The sequence below is a fragment of the Bradyrhizobium sp. Mp19 genome (assembly GCF_029952935.1).
GTDB classification, from domain to species: domain Bacteria; phylum Pseudomonadota; class Alphaproteobacteria; order Rhizobiales; family Xanthobacteraceae; genus Bradyrhizobium; species Bradyrhizobium elkanii.
Genome location: NZ_JASAUT010000021.1, coordinates 47,441 through 65,719, shown reverse-complemented (window position 1 = coordinate 65,719; position 18,279 = coordinate 47,441). Strand labels below are relative to the sequence as shown.

Below are 18,279 nucleotides of genomic sequence, written 5' to 3'. Positions count from 1 at the left end.
GGCCCATCGCGACATCTTGCGTTGCCGCACGAACTTGGTCGCTATCGGGGCAAAGCGGACGTAGAGTCACGCTGACGGTTTTATGGGTACACGGCCTGGAAAATCGTCATGCCCGGACTTGACCCGGACATCCATCGACCAAGCAGAATCTTTCGAAGCAAGCTGGATGGCCGGGTCAAGCCCGGCCATGACGACTGCGCTAGAGCCTACGCTTTCAGCTCCACCGTCTTGAACTCAGCCGGCAGGATCACCTCCAGCAGTTCGACGTCGTCGGAGTAGTCCAGGATCATGTGCCGGATGCGCGGCGGCTGGGTCCAGGCGCTACCTTGCTGCATCAGCGTCTCGCCCTCGCCTTCCATGTAGGTCTTCACCCAGCCCTTGAGCACATAGACCATCTGGAAATCGACGTCGTGGAAGTGCAGCTTCGACACTTCATCGGGATTGCACGGTCCCTGCAGCCGGATGACGTGTGCCTGCGCGAGGCCATGCGAGGCGGCGGCGATGCCGAGGTCGCGGTATTTGGCGTAGGCGCGCAGCCCGTCGGCCTTGAAGTCCTCTTCGCGGTGATGACTGATCGCGACGCGCTGCTTCGGCCGTGCCCTGGTTCCAGCTTTCGGCGCGCTCTTCTTGGCCGCCGAGACGCGGCCTTTCGACTTGATGGTCTTGCGCGCGGACGATTTCGCGGACGTCTTCTTGGCGCCGGCGCCGAGCCCCGACCATTTCTTCTTCACCGCGGTCTTGGCTGCCGATCTTGATGCCGTCTTCTTGGCCATTGTTCGCCTCCCGTCTTCTTGTGACAGACGAAGGCTAACACAAGTCGCGCGCCGCGAGGCGAGCAAAGGCGCAAGCCGCGCCCCGCCGCTTTGCGGATCAATGCAGCCGGAACACGCCGTCGACGGCACGCAACTCGGCCGGCTTGACCAGCTTGGAATGCGCCACCGTCACCGAAAACAGCGGGCCTTCGAGCTTCGCCTGCCAGAACGCGAGGAAATCCTGCAGCGCCGGGAATTTCGGAAACAGGTCGTAGTTCTGCCAGACATAGGTCTGCAGCAACGAGGGGTGATCCGGCATCCGATAGAGGATTTGCGCCGTCGTCAGCCCGTACCCCAGCAACTGCTTCCGGAAATCGTCGGAAACAACCCCACCAACTCGCGAGACCATGCCAACCTCCTGTGACGGAGCGCATTCACGTGGTGGCCGACCTCCCCCGCCGGACCACCGGCAATGGATGCGCTCACATGAGAGAAATGTGACGCACGCGACTAACCCATCTCAAGCCCAAATGTTTAATAGGTTGTTGAAATTTCTTGCGTTGGCAGCAGCTTACCGCATCTGCTAATAGCCCCGGCGACCTCTTCCGGGCGGCATTAAGGATGCCGAAATGATCTCGGCATCCTTTTGGCAGGCGGCACTCACGAGTGCCAATTTTTCTGCTAGAGGCACTTGCCCGCCGCCAAGGCTTGGCCTATCTCCTGCCCAGCCAGTCTGGCACTCGCTGGATTGGACTGCTAACTCTCCAAAAATCTACAGCATCTACAAATGTTTAGGAGGACTGCATGAAATTCCGTCCGCTTCACGACCGCGTCGTGGTCAAGCGTATCGACGCCGAAGAGAAGTCTGCTGGCGGCATCATCATTCCGGACAGCGCCAAGGAAAAGCCCTCGCAGGGCGAAGTGACCGCCGTCGGCCCGGGCGGCCGCGACGAAGCTGGCAAGCTGATCCCGATCGACCTCAAGGTCGGCGACCGCGTGCTGTTCGGCAAGTGGTCCGGCACCGAGGTCAAGATCGACGGCGAAGACCTGCTGATCATGAAGGAAAGCGACATCATGGGCGTCCTCGACGTCCCCGCTTCCAAGAAGAAGGCGGCCTAAGCGCCTCCCTCCCTCCCAGGTTAAATCTCTCAAGGAAAAATTCAGATGGCAGCTAAAGAAGTCAAATTCTCCGTCGAGGCGCGCGACAAGATGCTGCGCGGCGTCGACATCCTCGCCAACGCGGTGAAGGTCACCCTCGGTCCGAAGGGCCGCAACGTGGTGCTCGAAAAGTCGTTCGGCGCTCCCCGCATCACCAAGGACGGCGTCACCGTCGCCAAGGAGATCGAGCTCGAGGACAAGTTCGAGAACATGGGCGCCCAGATGGTGCGCGAAGTCGCCTCCAAGTCCGCTGACGCGGCCGGCGACGGCACCACCACTGCGACCGTGCTCGCGGCTGCGATCGTGAAGGAAGGCGCCAAGTCGGTCGCCGCCGGCATGAACCCGATGGACCTCAAGCGCGGTATCGACCTCGCGGTCGAAGCCGTCGTTGCGGACCTCCAGAAGAACTCGAAGAAGGTCACCTCGAACGAGGAGATCGCCCAGGTCGGCACCATTTCGGCCAACGGCGATGCCGAGATCGGCAAGTTCCTCTCCGACGCCATGAAGAAGGTCGGCAATGAGGGCGTGATCACGGTCGAGGAAGCCAAGTCGCTCGAGACCGAACTCGACGTCGTCGAGGGCATGCAGTTCGACCGCGGCTACATCTCGCCCTACTTCGTCACCAACGCCGACAAGATGCGCGTTGAGATGGACGACGCCTACATCCTCATCAACGAGAAGAAGCTCTCGTCGCTGAACGAGCTGCTGCCGCTGCTCGAGGCCGTGGTGCAGACCGGCAAGCCGCTGGTCATCGTCGCCGAGGACGTCGAAGGCGAAGCCCTCGCCACCCTCGTCGTCAACCGCCTGCGTGGCGGCCTGAAGGTCGCGGCCGTCAAGGCTCCGGGCTTCGGCGATCGCCGCAAGGCCATGCTGCAGGACATCGCGATCCTGACCGGCGGCCAGGCCATCTCGGAAGACCTCGGCATCAAGCTCGAGAACGTCACGCTGCAGATGCTCGGTCGCGCCAAGAAGGTGATGATCGACAAGGAGAACACCACGATCGTCAACGGCGCCGGCAAGAAGGCCGACATCGACGCCCGCGTTGCCCAGATCAAGGCGCAGATCGAGGAGACCACTTCGGACTACGACCGTGAGAAGCTGCAGGAGCGTCTCGCCAAGCTCGCAGGCGGCGTCGCGGTGATCCGCGTCGGCGGCGCGACCGAGGTCGAGGTGAAGGAGCGCAAGGATCGCGTTGATGACGCGATGCACGCGACCCGCGCGGCTGTCGAGGAAGGCATCGTCCCGGGCGGCGGCGTCGCCCTGCTCCGTGCGTCCGAGCAGCTCAAGGGCCTGCGCACCAAGAACGACGACCAGAAGACCGGCGTCGAGATCGTGCGCAAGGCGCTGTCGGCTCCCGCTCGCCAGATCGCGATCAACGCCGGTGAAGACGGTTCGGTCATCGTCGGCAAGATTCTGGAGAACAAGGCCTACAACTACGGCTTCGACTCCCAGACCGGCGACTATGCCGACCTCGTCAAGAAGGGCATCATCGACCCGACCAAGGTCGTCCGCACCGCGATCCAGAACGCTGCCTCGGTTGCCGCGCTCCTGATCACCACGGAAGCGATGGTTGCCGAGCTGCCGAAGAAGAACGCTGGCGGCCCCGCGATGCCTCCGGGCGGCGGCATGGGCGGCATGGACTTCTAAGGCGACGAAGTCGTCCCGGACGCGGTGCAGCGCAAAGCGGTGCACCGCAGAGCCGGGATCTCGCTCAGCGAAAACGGAATGCAGAACCCCGGCAGCGATGCCGGGGTTTTTGTTTGGGGCGAGCTGCAGCGCGGCCAATGCGGATACTTTGCACAACCTCACGCTGATGCAGGGGCCTCAGGCGGCTCTCAGCATGCACGTTATGCACAACACTCTCCGTAAATATACGTTGGTCTGAGTTGACAATCTCAAAAAAAAATTCGTGCGAGAGTCGCAAACCGAACCGACACTGTCGCCTTCGTCCCGCACAGTAAGCTCGGGACGAGATCGAACTTCACTCTCAAAAATCTGAATCGAGCACGGAGCGTCAGCTCCCGTGACGCGGGCAAGCGTTGCGGAGAATGCTCTCACTTGCGAGGGAGGCTGTGCGGTGGGCGAAAACGAAGAGGTTCTCTGCCAAGCCGCCTGAAGAAGCGGCGTTGGAGTCAAATCGAGGATTCGTTCAAGGAGGGACCTGGCCGGTTGGAAGAAGCCCAGTGACGAGAGCGTGCAGCCCCCACTGCCGATGCTCCGTCAAACGCCGCAGGTGCGCGATGCCCCCCAACTACCCCGCGCACCGATCTGGGGCCAATCCAACCGGCCGGACTATTTCTGCAAGGCAAAAGGCAAAAAGCAAAAGGCAATATGGGAGGGAGGCGCTCATGGGCATGGTGATGGTCAGATGTCCGCAAACCGGACACGCGATTTCCACCGGAATCAAAACCGATCGCGAGAGCTTTCGACGCAGTACCGTGTTCTTCGCGCGCACGCCCTGTCCGTTTTGCCGCGCGGATCACGCCTGGTTTGCCCGGGACGCCTGGGTCGACGAGCCGAGCATCCGCGTGCGGCGACGCCGCGGCGGCGGTTCGCCGGCCTGACAATGGCCACCACTATTGACGACCGCGATGGAGGGACACCATGGCGCATGTGCAGATCTCGACGGAAACGTCAGCCTGGCTGCTGCAGGCCAAGGACTTTCTCGATGAGGCACGACGGCTGAAGCCGGGCCCGAAGCGCAATGAGTTGCGCGAGACCGCAAAGGTGCTGCGCGAGATTGCGGAGCTCGAAAGGGTATCCTCCCCCACACGGGAGCTTGATCGGCGGCCGGGAAGCTGATCGCACCTGGAACGCGCTTACACGGCGTCATCAGCCTCGATTTCCGGGATGCGCGGATCGTTGGCCGGCGCCATTCCGCGCGTTCGAACCGTGTCGCCCGAGAAGATCTCCTCGGCCTCGAGACGCATGACGCGATGGCATTCGCACGCCGCGGCCAAGAGCCGCGCCTGGTCGATCTCGATCCGGCCTCGTTGATCCGACCTGATCGCACCGCGCTTGCGCAGATTGCCCATCAGCAAGGTCACCGTCGTTCGTCGTACGCCGAGGATTTGCGACAGCGCGTGCTGGGTCAGCGGGAGGACGTCGCTGTCGACGCGGTCGCGAAGCTGAAGCAGCCAGCGCGCCATCCGCGCCTCGACCGGGTGGAGCGCATTGCAGGCGGAGCCGAGCTGAAACTGGATCAGCATCGACCTGACGTGCTTCTGGATCGCCTGTCGAATCCCGGGACTGCGGCCGAAAGCGGCATGAAAGCGCGCCGCCGGGATCCGTGAGGCGGTACCAGCCGCACGAACGACGGCGGTAATGCCCGACGGCGAGGCTCCGAGAACCGAAAGACTGCCCACGGCCCCTTCGCATCCGACTACGCCGGTCGCGACCGTCTGCCCATCCGCCATGTCGATCATCAACAAGATCGCGCCGCTGTGAGGAAAGAAGACGTAGTCGATCTCGTCACCGGCGCGCGCCAGGACTGCATCCTGTTCGAGCGCGACAGTCTCAAGTTCCGGTTTCAGGAGGTCCAGATCCGCCGGCGACAATGTCGCGAGAAGGCGATTACGAGTTCCACTGGAAATGCTCACCTGCGGGAACGTCAACGGTCGCACAGCTTACTCACTCGAACACAGGATCAAAAACAAATTCCAAACGATTGACCGCAAGGCGGAATTCTCCGCAGCAGCGTCCTTAAAGTTAGATGCAAATGCGCCGCCGGACGCAATAGCAAAATGCGCATCGTCGCACCGTAGAACTTCGGGAACTCAACAGTTCCAGTTTCGCATCGCTCGCGCCGCGCGCGACATCCGAACCTTCTCTTTCACCACCTGCGCAGGCGCGGGGCGGACGCGGTGTGACCGCGCCGCTGCGGCGGCACCCGTCAAGACGTGCGCGAGTGGCGGTCCGGCCACCGATGCGCCTGCGTGAGCAATTCCTGCGCGTCTTTGATCTCGGCAAGATCGAGCGCCGGATCGAAGCCGGCGAGCACCGGCGCCAGCAATTGAGATATCTCCCCTGCCCGGCCGCTGCGGCTGTAAAGACGTGCAAGTCCCAGCGCACCGCGCAGCTCGAACGTCCTGGTCTGCTGCCTTCGCGCAATCTCGAGGGCGCGGCGGAAGGCGTCCTCGGCGCCGGACATGTCAGAGCTGTTGCGGCGCGACCGCAGTTCGCCCTGCACGCGGTATAGCTCTGCATCCAGCCAGTGCTGCCCGGACTGCTCCGTCGCGTCGATCAACTCGTCGATGATGTCGAGCCCGGCATCGACTTGCCCGGCTTCCGCATGCGCCACGGCAATCTGCAATCCCCAGAACGGTTCACAGAGGTAGCAGTCGTTCTCGTGAAGCAACGTCCAGCCACGCTGCATCTCCGCGAGACCTGCGGCCCGGCCGCCGGCACGCCACTTCTCCAGACCATTGAGATAAGTGCCGGCGGCGACATAGAGCGGCATCGTATGATCCTGCGCCAGGCCCAGGGCAAGGATCGTCTCGGTCTGGCGCAACCTGCTGCCGCACAACCCGTCGAAGACGGCCTTGTGAACCAGCGCATTGGCGCGCGCGAGCGCGCGCTGTTTCCCGGCGACGTTCACCGCTGCGCCCGCGAGCTGCAGGGCCCGATCGATCTCGCCACGCGGCCAAAGCACCAGGGCGAGAAATCTCATGATGACGAACGGCAAGTCGAGCGTCGACGCCTTGAAGGTTGCCGGATCCGGCTCGGTCGCATAGGCCGCGAAGGCCTGCTCGAGATGGATGCCCGCATTCACGTACTCGCCCGCGAACCAGGAGGTCACCCCGCTGGCCCAGCGCGCGACGATTGTCGCCACCGGCGAGTCCGGATGCCGCTCCGCTGCGCCCATGATCGCCTCCGCCAACTCTCGCATCGGCGCGAGCTCGCCGTGGGTCAAGCAGGCGTTGAAGAGGCCCGACTGGATCGGCGCCAGCTCGATTGGATCATCGATGTCAGAGGCGAACTGCCGGGCGCGCGTCCAGGCGGCGACCGTCTCGGGGGCGCTGTGCCCAAGACTGCCCCGCAGCGCGCGGCCGTAGGCGATTTGCAGATGGAGCCGGCCGATCATCCGATCCGGCTCGTCGGGCAGTTCATCGGCGATGGCGACCGCCTTGCCGAGATGCGCGATCGCCTCGCAATAGGCCGAGCGCTTCAGTGCCTGCTGACCGGCCTTGCGCCACCACGCCAGCGCGGTCTCGCCGAGCCCTGCCTCGGTGAAATGGTAGGCAACGACTTCCGGCTCGATCTCGGCCATCTCGGCAAACTTGTCGCGCAGCACATCGCCGATATGCTTGTGAAGCAATTGCCGGCGGCTCTTGAGCAAGCTCTCGTAAGCCGCTTCCTGAACCAACGCATGCTTGAAGCTGTAGCTTGCATCCGGCGGCACGCCCCGGCGCACCAGCAACTCGGCCTCTTCGAGCTGGACAAGCGCCGCGGCAAGCGTCAGATCATCGCGCCCGGCCACGCTGCGCAGCAGTGCATATGAGAACTCACGGCCGATCGCCGCGCCGATCTGCGCCACCTCCTTGACCGGCGCCAGCCGGTCGAGCCGGGCCATCAGCGAGTCCTGCAGCGTCGCCGGGATTGCCAGCGGCGGCAGTGGATTGTCGAGGCGGTAGCGCCCGGCATTCTCGACCAGCAGCCCCGACTCCATGACCATCTTGGTCAGCTCCTCGACGAACAGCGGGACACCGTCCGTCCGCTCGACGATCTGCGTCATCATCTCGCCGGGCAGCAACCGGCCGACGGTCACCTGCTCGATCAGCGCGCGCGTGTCCTGCCGGTCGAGCCGATCGAGCCGCAGCAGGCTGACATTGGCGAGCCCCGCCCATGGCGGCTCGAACTCCGGCCTGAACGTCATGAGCATGAGGATCGGCAGTCCCCTGATCCGGTCGACCGCGAGGTCGAGCAGTTCGAGCGACGTGGCATCGGCCCAATGCACGTCTTCGCAGACGACAAGCACCGGCTGCTGCCGGGCGAGGCCCTCGAGCTGGTCGAGCAGCGCTGCGAATGTCTGCCGCCGCTGCTGCGCCGGGCTGAGGCCGAGCGGCGGATAGCGCTCGCCGGTCGGGATCGACAGCAGCGCTGCGATCAGCGGTGTCACGGTGGGCACGTGCTGCGTGCCGAGCGCCAGCATGGCCTCAAGCTTGTCCAGCTTCTGCTCCGGCGCATCCTCCGACCTGATGCCGGCGGCACGCTCGAGCTGGGCGACAAAGGGGTGCAGCGCGCTGTTGGTGTGATAGGGCGAGCATTGATACCGCACACGGCGGTGTGTCCCGGGCGCCAGGCTGTCGGAGAGCATCGCCACGATGCGCGATTTGCCGATACCCGCTTCGCCCGATACCAGCACCGCCTGGCCCTGGCCCTGCCACGCCAGTTGCTGGCGCGACAACGCAAATTCGATCTCTGCCTTGCGGCCGACGAAGCCGATCGAGCGCGCGGTGCGCACCGCCTCGAAACGGCTTTCCGATGCCGGCTCGCCTTCGACGGCCCACACCGCGATCGGCTCGGAGATGCCCTTGACCTCGCGGCGGCCGAGGTTGCGCAGCGTGAACAGATTGCCGAGCAGCCGCCGGGTCGAGGCCGCCACGACGACCACGCCCGGCTCCGCCAGGCTCTGCAGCCGCGCCGCGATGTTCGGCGCATCGCCGACCAGCGCCTGCTCCTCCGACGCGCTGCCGGAGACGAGGTCGCCGACCACGACGAGCCCGCTCGCGATCGCGATCCGAACCGCAACGCCCTCTTTCGCGCGGGTCTCGAGCTTGCCGATTGCGGCGATGACATCGAGGCCGGCACGCACCGCGCGCTCCGCATCATCCTCGTGGGCACGGGGATAGCCGAAATAAGCGAGGATGCCGTCGCCGATAAATCTGGCAACGGCGCCGTCATATGTCGTGATCACCTGCGCACAGGCTGCGCGATAGGCGCGGATCACCTCCCACATGTCCTCGGGATCGAGACGCGCCGACAAGGCCGTCGAGCCGACCAGGTCGCAGAACATCACGGTGAGGTGGCGGCGCTCGGCATCGTGCGGCGAAACCGGCGCGGCGATCAGTTCGGCTCGATTGAAGTCGGCGATCGCACGCAGCATCTTGCGACGATGGCCGAGCAGGACGCCGAGCCTGTCGAAGTCTTCATCCGTCAATTCGGGAAGAACGCCAAGGTCGATGCCGTTCTCGGCAAAACGCAGCGCGTATTGCCCAAGTCCCAGCTTCTCGAGCCATTCCGCAATCTGCTGCATTGGCTTCACCGACGGGTTGACGGCTGGCCGAATGGACCACGGTGCGCAAACGTTATCCCAATCTGCCCGGGGAGGCACCTCTGTTTTGCGGCGTGGCGCAGGACATGCGAATTGTGCCGTGGCGGTGCCCCGTTACAGCCGTCTGCACGTTAACATTCGTACGGGTGCCGGCGGTCCGTCCGGGCGAAAAAATCGAAGGGCCGCCCGTGGGCGACCCTTCTTGTCTTACGCGGTCTCGGGCGTCTTGAGGCGGACCAGCTTGGTCAGGAGCGCATCGAGGCCCTGACCCTCGCCCGCATGCAGGTCGATGCGGCCGACCTTCTCGACCAGACGCTCGAGCGACTCCAGCTCCTTGAGTCGCAGCAGCAGAGGGTTCTCCTCCATCAGCCTGGCGGTGTTCAGGAGCGAACGCGTTGCCGCGGTCTCCTCCTGGCGGCGGATCAGGTTGGCCTTCGCCACCCGCTCCGCCTCCACCACCTTGTTGACCAGCTCGCGGATCTCGCCGGGCAGGATCACGTCCTTCACGCCGAGCTCGGTGACCTCGACACCGCTGTCCGCGACACGGTCGCGGACATAGTCGCGAAGCTCCGTATCGAGCGCCGCCTTCGCAGACAGCACCTCGTCCAGCGTGCGACCGGCCACCGCCTCGCGGATCGCGAACTGCACCAGGCGGTACAGCCACGCATCCACGTCGGGCACCGTGGCCACGACCCGCTCGGGATCGACGATCCGGCGGAACGCGGTCAGCGTCACGCGCAGCGCGATGCGATCCTTGGTCAGCATCTCCTGCGCCGTGATCTCGACCGCCTGGGGACGCAGGTCGAGGCGCCTGACCTCGATCTTGCGGCCCGCGATCCAGAACGCGTGCCGGCCGGGCGCGAGCCGCTCGACCAGCTTGCCCTCGACCGTGAGCAGACCGGCCTCGTGGTTCTCGACCACCGCCTCGGTGATGACACCGGCCCGGTTGGGCTGGATCATCGCGAGGTGGCGTGCCGTGACCCTGGGATCGCCGGTGACGTCGATGCGCTCGACCTCGACCGACGTCGCGACCTTCCAGTACACGCGCGTCTGCCAGGGCGTCATCAGCTGCACGGGACGGCCGTCGAGGCTGACGATCGCGATCTCGTTCGCGCGGGTCTCGATCGCCTCGAACAGCTGTTCGGCCAGATCGGGCCGCGCGGCCTTGATCACCGCGAAGCGATCCGCGGGGAATTCGGTCCGCACGACGCTGAACAGCTCGGCCTTGAGCTGATGCAGGGGATCGAACAGGCGGTGACGTCCGGGCGCGAGCACCTGCTCGAGCCGGCCGTCGCGCATCAGCAACGCGCGCTCGCCATCCTTCACCGTCAACTTGGTCGTCAGGAAGTGCCAGGTCATGACACGCCTCCATTGTTGCTCCGAGGCCCATGGGCCGAAGAGCGGGTTTCATTTTGCAAAGGACGTGAGGACGCGAACGCGGCTTCCTGTCAGCCGAGCGGGCCGTGGCTTAAAGCCTGCGCGATGACGGGCGCACGCGCGCGTTCGCGCGACGAAGGTCGCGCGGCCGTGCGGAGCCACCCGGCATCAGCGCAAGCGGTATCCACCGCGGCGCAAAGCCGGTCTCACAGTGTCGATGTTCGGACGAAATGCCTTGCGGCAGGACGGCCGGACTGCGACTGAAGCGCGCGTCCGGTCCCCTTCAGAGGTATCAGCTTTTCAGGCTGAACGGAGCGCTTGGAGCGGGAATCGAACCCGCGACCCGATGAGTGTCATTCACCTGCTCTAACCAACTGAGCTATCCTTTGTGAGAGACCGGATTCGAACCGATACCTTCGGGATTTCATCCCCGACGCTCGCCCATGAGCTTCATCTCGCGATCTTCATTTCGGCGGAACACGACACCGCAAAGCGGCTCGCGCCGGTCGGGATCTCAACGAGCCCGAACCCATGGCCGAAGCGAAGGAGCGGGCTAATAGACGAAGCACGTCCGGGTTGCAAGGGGGCTGCGCGTGATTTTTTCATGACGGAGCGGCGCTGTGACCCAGGCGTCGCAGCACGTCCCGTCATTGCGAGGGCGCGTCACCCCCTCTGCGCGGCATCCTGGAAGCAGGCGCGCAGCCAGTCGATGGTGACGCGCGTCGCCGCATCGCGCTTGAGATGGTTTTGCACCAGGAGCCAGACGTCGCGCCGCTTCGGCAGCAGCGTGGCGCGCAAACGTCGGTCGGTCAGCAGGTCGGCACAGCTGTGCTCCGGCAACACGCCGACCGCGTGATGCGACTGGATGAGCGTGTGGATGATACGGACATTGTCGGTCACGCAGCGTGCGCGAAGTCGCTTCGTGCGCAGGAACTGCATTTCCGGAATCCCGCCGAGCTCGTCGGGATAGGCGCACAGCATCGCTTCTACCGCCGTTGTCGCGGCCGGCTCGAAGAAATACGACCTGACCTCGGCGAGCTTCGAGATCGCAAAGTCGCCCTTGTCGGGCTTGCGCAAGCGGATCGCGAGATCGGCCTCCCAGCGCGAGAATTTTACGTTGTCGCTCGACGTCAGAAACTGCAGCGTCAGGCCCGGATGGGCACGCAGGAATTCACTTGCCCGCGGCGCCAGCACCTCCTCGGCGATCGCACTGGTGGAGGCGATGCGGAGCCGCCCGACCGGACCAGGCAGGCTTTCGCCGATCCGGCCGATCTCCTCGGCATGCGCGGCCATCGCCTGGATATGCGCGAGCACCATGTCGCACTGCCGGGTCGGCTTGCGGACGCCATCGACGGCCTCGAACAGGCGCAAGCCGAGCGCGCGCTCGATCCGCGCCAGCCTGCGCCCGACCGTCGTCTCGTCGATGCGCAGCCGCGCGCTGGCGCCGGCGTAAGTGCCCTCGTCCCTGACCGCCGCGATGATGCGAAGATCGTCCCAGTTCATGGCGGCAGGCTACATCGCGCGGCGGCCGCCTGCAATAACGCAGCCACCGGCTGCAATATCCCTGCATAACGGCAGGCCAATCCCGGGCTATGTTTTCGGCGACACATCCGCTGGAGAACGACCATGACGTCAGCCAAGACATTGATGCAGCTTGCCGGTATCGACCTCACCCCGCCCCGTCTCGGCGACAGCTGCCTGGTGCTGATCGATATCCAGAACGAATACCTCGCAGGTCCGCTGGCGCTGCCCGACGCCAACCCGGCGATTGCGCGCGCCGCCGCATTGCTCGCGCGCGCCCGCGAAAGCGGCGCCGCGATCATCCACATCGCGCACAAGGGCCAGCCGGGCAGCCTGTTCGACCGCACCGCGGAGCGTGGCGCGATCGTCGCGCCGCTGGCGCCGCGGCCGGGTGAGATCGTGATCGAGAAGCAACTGCCGAACGCGTTCGCCGGCACCGACCTCAACGCGCAGCTTGCCGCGACCGGCCGCAAGGAGCTGGTGCTCGCCGGCTTCATGACGCATATGTGCGTGAGCTCGACCGCCCGCGCCGCGCTCGATCTCGGCTTCCGCACCACGATCGACGCCGACAGCTGCGCCACCCGCGACCTGCCCGACGGCGTCGGCGGCACGATTGCCGCAAGGCTGATTCACGACGTCGCGCTCGCCGAACTGTCCGACCGCTTCGCGATCATCGCCCGCGGCAACGCGCTTGCCTGAGGGCCGCTCTCGTCTGCGTTGCGCTACTGAAACGCGACCTCGGCGAAGCTGCGCAGCTTGCGCGAATGCAGGCGTTCGGATTCCTGCTGCTTGAGCCGTTCCAGCGCCCTGAGACCGATCTCAAGGTGCTGGCCGACGCGCTGGCGGTAGAATTCGCTGGCCATGCCTGCGAGCTTGATCTCGCCATGCAGCGGCTTGTCGGAGACGCACAGCAGCGTGCCGTAGGGTACGCGGAAGCGATAGCCGTTGGCGGCGATCGCCGCCGATTCCATGTCGAGCGCGACCGCGCGCGACTGCGACATGCGCCGGATCACCTGCGGCCCGCTGATCTCCCAGTTGCGGTTGTCGACGCTGGCGACCGTGCCGGTGCGCATCAGCCGCTTGAGCTCGAACCCGGTGAGCCCGGTCACCTCGCCGACGGCTTCCTCGAGCGCGACCTGCATTTCCGCAAGCGCCGGGATCGGCACCCAGAGCGGCAGCTCGTGATCGAGCACGTGGTCCTCGCGCACATAGCCGTGGGCGAGCACATAATCGCCGAGCCGCTGCGTGTTGCGTAAGCCAGCGCAGTGCCCGATCATCAGCCAGGCATGCGGCCGCAGCACCGCGACGTGATCGGTGATGTTGCGCGCATTGGACGGACCGATGCCGATGTTGATCAGGGTGATGCCGCGATAGCCGGGCCGGACCAGATGAAAGGCCGGCATCTGCGGGACGCGTTCGGACGGGGTCCCGGTGGTGCCGCCGCCGAGCCGCGCATTGTGCGTCATCACATTGCCGGGCGCGACGAAGGCCTCGAGACCGGCCTCGCCCGACGCAAGCCGCTGCTGGGACAGCTGCACGAAGGCGTCGACATAGAACTGGTAGTTCGTGAAGATCACGAAATTCTGGAAGTGCTCCGGATCGGTGCCGGTGTAGTGGTACAGCCGGCGCAGCGAGTAATCGACCCGCGCCGCGCGGAACAGCGCCAGCGGCTCCGGCGCGCCCGGCGTCAGCTCAAAGGTCCCGTCGGCGATCGCGTCGTCCATCGCCGCGAGATCGGGGGTATCGAAGATGTCGCGCAGCGACCGCGTGAACGCCGAACTGTCGGCGATGGTCAGCGCCGCCTCGATATTGATGTCGCGGCGGTAGGCGAAATGGATCGGGATCGGCTCGTTCGACTCGCCGATCTCGACCGCCACGCCATGGTTCTTGATCAGGAGTCCGATCTGCTCCGTGAGATAGGTCCGGAAGATATCGGGCCGCGTGATGCTGGTCTCGTGGATGCCGGGCCCCGCGACGAAACCATAGGCAAGCCGCGAGTCGAGCCGCGCATGTGACGAGGTCGTGATGCGGACGAACGGATAATGTGCCCGTACCCGCGTCGTGAACGGCACGCCGTTGACATAGGCCTCAAAGCGATTGCGCAGGAATTCAGTGTTGCGCGCGTAGATCTCTTCGAGGCGGGCAACCGCGGCAGCGGCATCGACGAACGCTTCGGTCGTGATCGGCGGCGGGGTTTGGACGGAAGATGCAGGAGACATGTCGCTTCGCGCCAGATCGGTTGTCGAGCTTGGACTCGCTCTGGATCAGCGCAGTATAGCGACTATGGCATCGAGTTCCAGACGTCGATCACGCCGCAGCGGTGGACCGCTGCCCGCCGGCCATTCTGCCTACTGAATCCGCGCCAGCACCGCGAGACGGCGGATGCCCTTGTTACGGTAGGCGTCGAGGAACGCGTAATAGTCCTTGAACGAGACGCAGCCGTTGGAGTCGCCGTTCGGACCCAGCATGAAGGTGTGCGCGAGCAGGCCGTCGCGGTTGAAGATCTTGCCCTCGCCGCCGATCGGATTGAGCCGCAGTGCCGGCACGCCGTGGAACAGCGCTTCGCGCGGCTTGAGCTCGTAAATGTGCGGCGGCGTCACGCCGACCATCTTCAGATGCGAGGACCGGGGGTCGTCGAGCCTGGAGCCGAGGCCCGAATGCGCCTCGAGGCGCGTGCCGTCGGGCAGGTACACGGTCTTGGCTGAGATGTCGTACACCGCGGTCTGACGGTCATAGGGCGGCGAGCCGCCGAGCATCGGATTCTGGTCCAACGTCGAGGGGATGCTGCCGGTGACGTTCGCGTCGGCCGAGGCGAACGACAGCAGCCCGCCGCCCGACTCGCGCTTGCCCCACAGCTTTTCGACCATGGTCTGCCGCTCGTTCGATGCGATCGACATCACCGCGGCCTTGGCGCGCGCGGCCATGTCACGGACGCCGCCGGACTTGGTCGCCTGCTTGGCTTCGGCAGGCTTCGCCTCGGACGCCTTATCGGCCCCCTTGGGCTGAACGTCCGCAGCGGGATCGTTGAGCGCCACCTTCAGATTGGCGGCGGCCTGCTTCTTGGCGGCTTCGACCGACTTCGGCGCCGGCAACGGCTTCGATGTCTCGGCGAGCTCCGCGGAGGCGACCGCCCTCGCCGCCTCGGCGAGCTTGGGCGCAGCGGCCTGCTTGATCGGGTCGATCTGCGGTGCGGCGTCAGCCACGACGCTGGACGCGACGCCCTCGGGTGCGGCGGCCGCAAACCGATCGTTAAACATAAGCGACGATGCCGCGGCTTCCGACTTCGCGACCTCGGTCTTCGCGGGGGCCACCGGTGCCGGCGTCAGGGACGCGAACACCTCGTTGAAGGCAGGCGCCGGCCGCGCGGCGACCGCGACGGGCCGCTTGACCACCGGCGCATCGAACGACGCATTGCCTACCGACGGATAGACGCTCGCCGCAAAGATGTTGGCGTAGACGGTCCAGGCGCAGCCAAGCACCAGCCCCGCCACCGCGGCGCTGCCGAGGAAATGCTGTGGGAGAATTTTTCGGGAGGATTTCTTGCGGCTTGGCGCCCCAAGAACATACGCACTCGCACTCGTACCCATACGCCCGGCGCTCAAAACAGGTCCACCTTTGTCCCTCACTCGACGCGTGGTCGAACGATGTTCGGCTCAACGTCGCGCGGGGGCTCAGACGGCCATTAAGGCGACTTTTAGTTAAATGCGACTTAACCGGATGCGATCCCCTGCAGCGCGGGAAGTGCCTGTGGCGTAGGGCTTTTTTAAGATGACATTGGACCGCCAAAGCGGCTTTTCTGTCCCATGATGGGACATTCCGGCACGCCGCTCCGACGCGGCATGCCGGGGTGAAACCTAGGGAGAATTTCCTTGCCGATCGCCCCGTAATCACGCGGGGATCGAGCAAAAACCATCTCCTCAATAGGCGAGCTTCGGATACCAGTCCTTGCCGCGTCCCTCTGGCGTGGTGTCGAGCACCGTCCAGAGCGGATCCATGTCCGGCGCGCCGCGCGGGTCCTGCCCGGGGTCCATCGTGCCCGCCCCCATTTCGCCGGCCCAGAAATGACGGATCGTGCCGTTGTGGCGCGTGAAGACATTGTAGCCCGGCAGGTCGGCGTCATCCTTGTTGACATAGTCGCGGGTGTAATCGCCGGATGCATCCGAGTAGATCCTGTGACGCGTCCAGCCGCGCGCCTTCTTCGCCTCGATCAGCCGTGCGATCGGCGAGCGCGCCACGAACACGAACGACACGCGCCGCTCGATATCGGGCAACTTCTCCTCCCACGTGCCCATGAACGATGTGCACATCGGACACGGCTTCTCGCGCTGCGGGCCGTACATGTAGCTGTAGATGATCAGCGTCGGCTTGTCGCCGAACAGATCGGCGAGCGCGGCCGCACCGGCCTCGCCGGTGAACTCATACGGCTTGGTCACCTCGCCGCCGGGCGGCAATGAACGGCGCAGCGCGGCGACGCGCTCGATATGCCGGCGCAGCTCGATCTCTTCGACGAGCAGCGCCTGGCGGGCGCGACGATACTCGGCGCTCTCATTGGGAAAGCGCCTGACGTTGGTCGTGGCGAGTTCGGCAGCAGGCTTGAGAACGGAACTGGTCATGTTGGAACCTCGCGTGGTTGACGGGCTCCCTGGAAGACGACCCGGACCCGGACGATCCGACACTTAACGGCGAGAGTTTTACTGCAGTTCCGGCGGTGGGGAACGGTCGAGGATCTCGCCCTTTGCGCCTTCCAGCAGGTCGAGCGCGTAGGTCTCGATGGTCAACGGCCCCCGCATGCGCTTGGCCTCGGCCACCGTTTCGACATGGGCGAAATTGTCGCGCAGCGAGGCCGGCATCGCCTGCTCGACCTCATGCACATACAACAGCTTGCCGGACAGCTGCTCAGGGCTCGGCTCCAGCATGTTGACCCAGCGAATGCGCTGGCCCTGCTGGGCGACGCAGGTGCCCTTGGGGAGATAGAAGGCGAGCCAGCCCGTGGTGCCGTAGTCCGCCGCCAGCACGCAGCTCGCGCCGGTCCGCGTCCGCACCGCCTCGATCTCGCCCGCGAGCTCCTGCCAGCCGACACCGACGCTGCGCACGGTGGCGTCGCGGCGGTAGCCCGAGAGCAAACCGGTGTTGGCCTGCACGATCAGCAGCGCGAACAGCACGACGCCTGTGGGCGCGGCCCAGCGGCGGCAGAAATCGATCGTGCGCTGCTCGCGCGGCGCCCACTGCACCTGGACTGCCGCGACCGCGGCCGCCACGGCAAAGGCGGGATAGACCGGCGCGAACCAGTTGGCCTCGACCCGCGCATGCAATGCGTGCCAGGTGAAGTAGACCACGATGGTCCAGAACATCGTGTTGACCAGCACGCGCGCCTCCAGCGCGCCGGCGCGGCGCCGGTAGAGCGCGTAGAGGCCCATCACGCCGAGGATGAACACCAACGGCGTTGCGAACGCAAACTGGGTCGGGATCAGCTCGGCGATGTAGGTCGGCCGGAAATCCTCGATCCGCGCGCGCCCCATCTGCTTGATGAAGGACACCCAGTGATGGTCCGCATTCCAGCGGATCACCGGGCTGAACAGGCCGAGCGCGACCAGGCCGCCGAGATACAGCCAGGGCGAGAGAAACCAGCGCCGCAGCTTCGGCACCACCGCAAGCCAGATCAGGATCGCCGGACCAAAGAACAGCGCCGAGTATTTCGACAGCAGCGCCGCGCCGGCGCCGGCGCCGACCGCAAGCCACCAGGCGCCGCGACCGCTCTCCAGTACCTTTGCGAGCGCGTACAGCAGGAGGCTGGCAGCGACCAGCAGCGGCGCATCCGGCGTCACGATCAGCGTGCCGACGGCGGCCATCAGCGTCACATTGAGCAGGATCGTTGCGCTCGCGGCGATGCGCCGGCCGCCGAACAGGATCTCGGCCGCCCGGTAGATCGCCCAGCTCATCGGCAGTGCGAGCAGGATCGACACCAGCCGCACGCCGAACGGCGTATCGCCCGCGATCATGGTGCCGAGCCGGATCACGATCGCCACCATCGGCGGATGGTCGTAATAGCCGCCGGCGAGCGACTTCGACCACATCCAGTAATAGGCTTCGTCGAAGGTCAGCGGCGTCCATGCCGCGGCGGCCAGCCGCAACACGACCAGCGCGCACACCGCAAGCGCGGTGTTTCGGGCAAGCCGCGCCTCGTTCGCGTTCATGCCA

At 65.4% G+C, this 18,279-nt stretch carries 15 protein-coding genes and 2 tRNA genes; 5 read left to right on the top strand and 12 right to left on the bottom strand.

Translation table 11 applies throughout. From position 1 onward, the window contains the following. Positions 1-206: 206 nt before the first annotated feature. Positions 207-773 carry a cupin domain-containing protein gene (locus tag QJT82_RS22720; RefSeq protein WP_028342892.1) on the bottom strand — a complete coding sequence of 189 codons (567 nt, stop codon included), beginning with the start codon at positions 771-773 and terminating at the stop codon, positions 207-209. Positions 774-870: 97 nt separating this feature from the next. Continuing rightward, positions 871-1,161, bottom strand: coding sequence for an usg protein (locus QJT82_RS22715; RefSeq protein ID WP_026192965.1), 291 nt, complete (start codon positions 1,159-1,161; stop codon positions 871-873). A gap of 395 nt (positions 1,162-1,556) precedes the next feature. Between QJT82_RS22715 and QJT82_RS22710 the strand changes: the two genes are divergently transcribed. From QJT82_RS22710 to QJT82_RS22695, 4 genes are all read left to right on the top strand, one after another. Continuing rightward, positions 1,557-1,871, top strand: coding sequence for a co-chaperone GroES (locus QJT82_RS22710; RefSeq protein WP_223976313.1), 315 nt, complete (start codon positions 1,557-1,559; stop codon positions 1,869-1,871). Between the two features lie 45 nt (positions 1,872-1,916). Then, positions 1,917-3,557 (top strand): chaperonin GroEL, encoded by a 1,641-nt coding sequence (gene groL, locus QJT82_RS22705; RefSeq protein ID WP_018272374.1) that lies wholly within the window; start codon positions 1,917-1,919, stop codon positions 3,555-3,557. A gap of 701 nt (positions 3,558-4,258) precedes the next feature. Next, positions 4,259-4,474, top strand: coding sequence for a hypothetical protein (locus QJT82_RS22700; protein ID WP_016840464.1), 216 nt, complete (start codon positions 4,259-4,261; stop codon positions 4,472-4,474). Between the two features lie 40 nt (positions 4,475-4,514). Next, on the top strand, positions 4,515-4,712 hold the full coding sequence (locus QJT82_RS22695; protein WP_028339954.1) for a hypothetical protein: 198 nt from the start codon (positions 4,515-4,517) through the stop codon (positions 4,710-4,712). 17 nt (positions 4,713-4,729) lie between these two features. Here QJT82_RS22695 and QJT82_RS22690 read toward each other — a convergent pair whose 3' ends face one another. The 6 genes from QJT82_RS22690 to QJT82_RS22665 all read right to left on the bottom strand — a co-directional run bounded on the left by QJT82_RS22690 (position 4,730) and on the right by QJT82_RS22665 (position 12,063). Next, positions 4,730-5,509 (bottom strand): Crp/Fnr family transcriptional regulator, encoded by a 780-nt coding sequence (locus QJT82_RS22690; protein ID WP_051447786.1) that lies wholly within the window; start codon positions 5,507-5,509, stop codon positions 4,730-4,732. A 293-nt stretch (positions 5,510-5,802) separates the two neighbouring features. Further along, positions 5,803-9,165 carry an adenylate/guanylate cyclase domain-containing protein gene (locus QJT82_RS22685; RefSeq protein ID WP_028339953.1) on the bottom strand — a complete coding sequence of 1,121 codons (3,363 nt, stop codon included), beginning with the start codon at positions 9,163-9,165 and terminating at the stop codon, positions 5,803-5,805. A gap of 225 nt (positions 9,166-9,390) precedes the next feature. Then, positions 9,391-10,542 (bottom strand): slipin family protein, encoded by a 1,152-nt coding sequence (locus QJT82_RS22680; protein ID WP_028339952.1) that lies wholly within the window; start codon positions 10,540-10,542, stop codon positions 9,391-9,393. 336 nt (positions 10,543-10,878) lie between these two features. Continuing rightward, positions 10,879-10,945 (bottom strand) — tRNA-Val (locus tag QJT82_RS22675). Positions 10,946-10,947: 2 nt separating this feature from the next. Further along, positions 10,948-11,019: transfer RNA gene (locus tag QJT82_RS22670), tRNA-Phe, on the bottom strand. A gap of 204 nt (positions 11,020-11,223) precedes the next feature. Next, positions 11,224-12,063 carry a LysR family transcriptional regulator gene (locus tag QJT82_RS22665; protein WP_028339951.1) on the bottom strand — a complete coding sequence of 280 codons (840 nt, stop codon included), beginning with the start codon at positions 12,061-12,063 and terminating at the stop codon, positions 11,224-11,226. Between the two features lie 123 nt (positions 12,064-12,186). On the opposite strand from QJT82_RS22665, the gene QJT82_RS22660 reads away from it, so the two are divergent. After that, positions 12,187-12,780, top strand: coding sequence for a cysteine hydrolase family protein (locus tag QJT82_RS22660; RefSeq protein ID WP_028339950.1), 594 nt, complete (start codon positions 12,187-12,189; stop codon positions 12,778-12,780). A 23-nt stretch (positions 12,781-12,803) separates the two neighbouring features. Here the strand turns inward: QJT82_RS22660 and QJT82_RS22655 are convergent, their stop codons facing one another. The 4 genes from QJT82_RS22655 to QJT82_RS22640 form a co-directional block, all read right to left on the bottom strand. Then, positions 12,804-14,300, bottom strand: a complete 1,497-nt coding sequence (locus QJT82_RS22655) for an AMP nucleosidase (protein ID WP_028339949.1) — start codon at positions 14,298-14,300, stop codon at positions 12,804-12,806. Positions 14,301-14,429: 129 nt separating this feature from the next. Then, positions 14,430-15,605, bottom strand: a complete 1,176-nt coding sequence (locus QJT82_RS22650) for a DUF2778 domain-containing protein (protein ID WP_035631236.1) — start codon at positions 15,603-15,605, stop codon at positions 14,430-14,432. 393 nt (positions 15,606-15,998) lie between these two features. Then, positions 15,999-16,694 carry a DUF899 family protein gene (locus tag QJT82_RS22645; protein WP_028339947.1) on the bottom strand — a complete coding sequence of 232 codons (696 nt, stop codon included), beginning with the start codon at positions 16,692-16,694 and terminating at the stop codon, positions 15,999-16,001. A gap of 78 nt (positions 16,695-16,772) precedes the next feature. Further along, positions 16,773-18,275, bottom strand: a complete 1,503-nt coding sequence (locus tag QJT82_RS22640) for a glycosyltransferase family 39 protein (RefSeq protein WP_028339946.1) — start codon at positions 18,273-18,275, stop codon at positions 16,773-16,775. Positions 18,276-18,279: the final 4 nt, after the last annotated feature.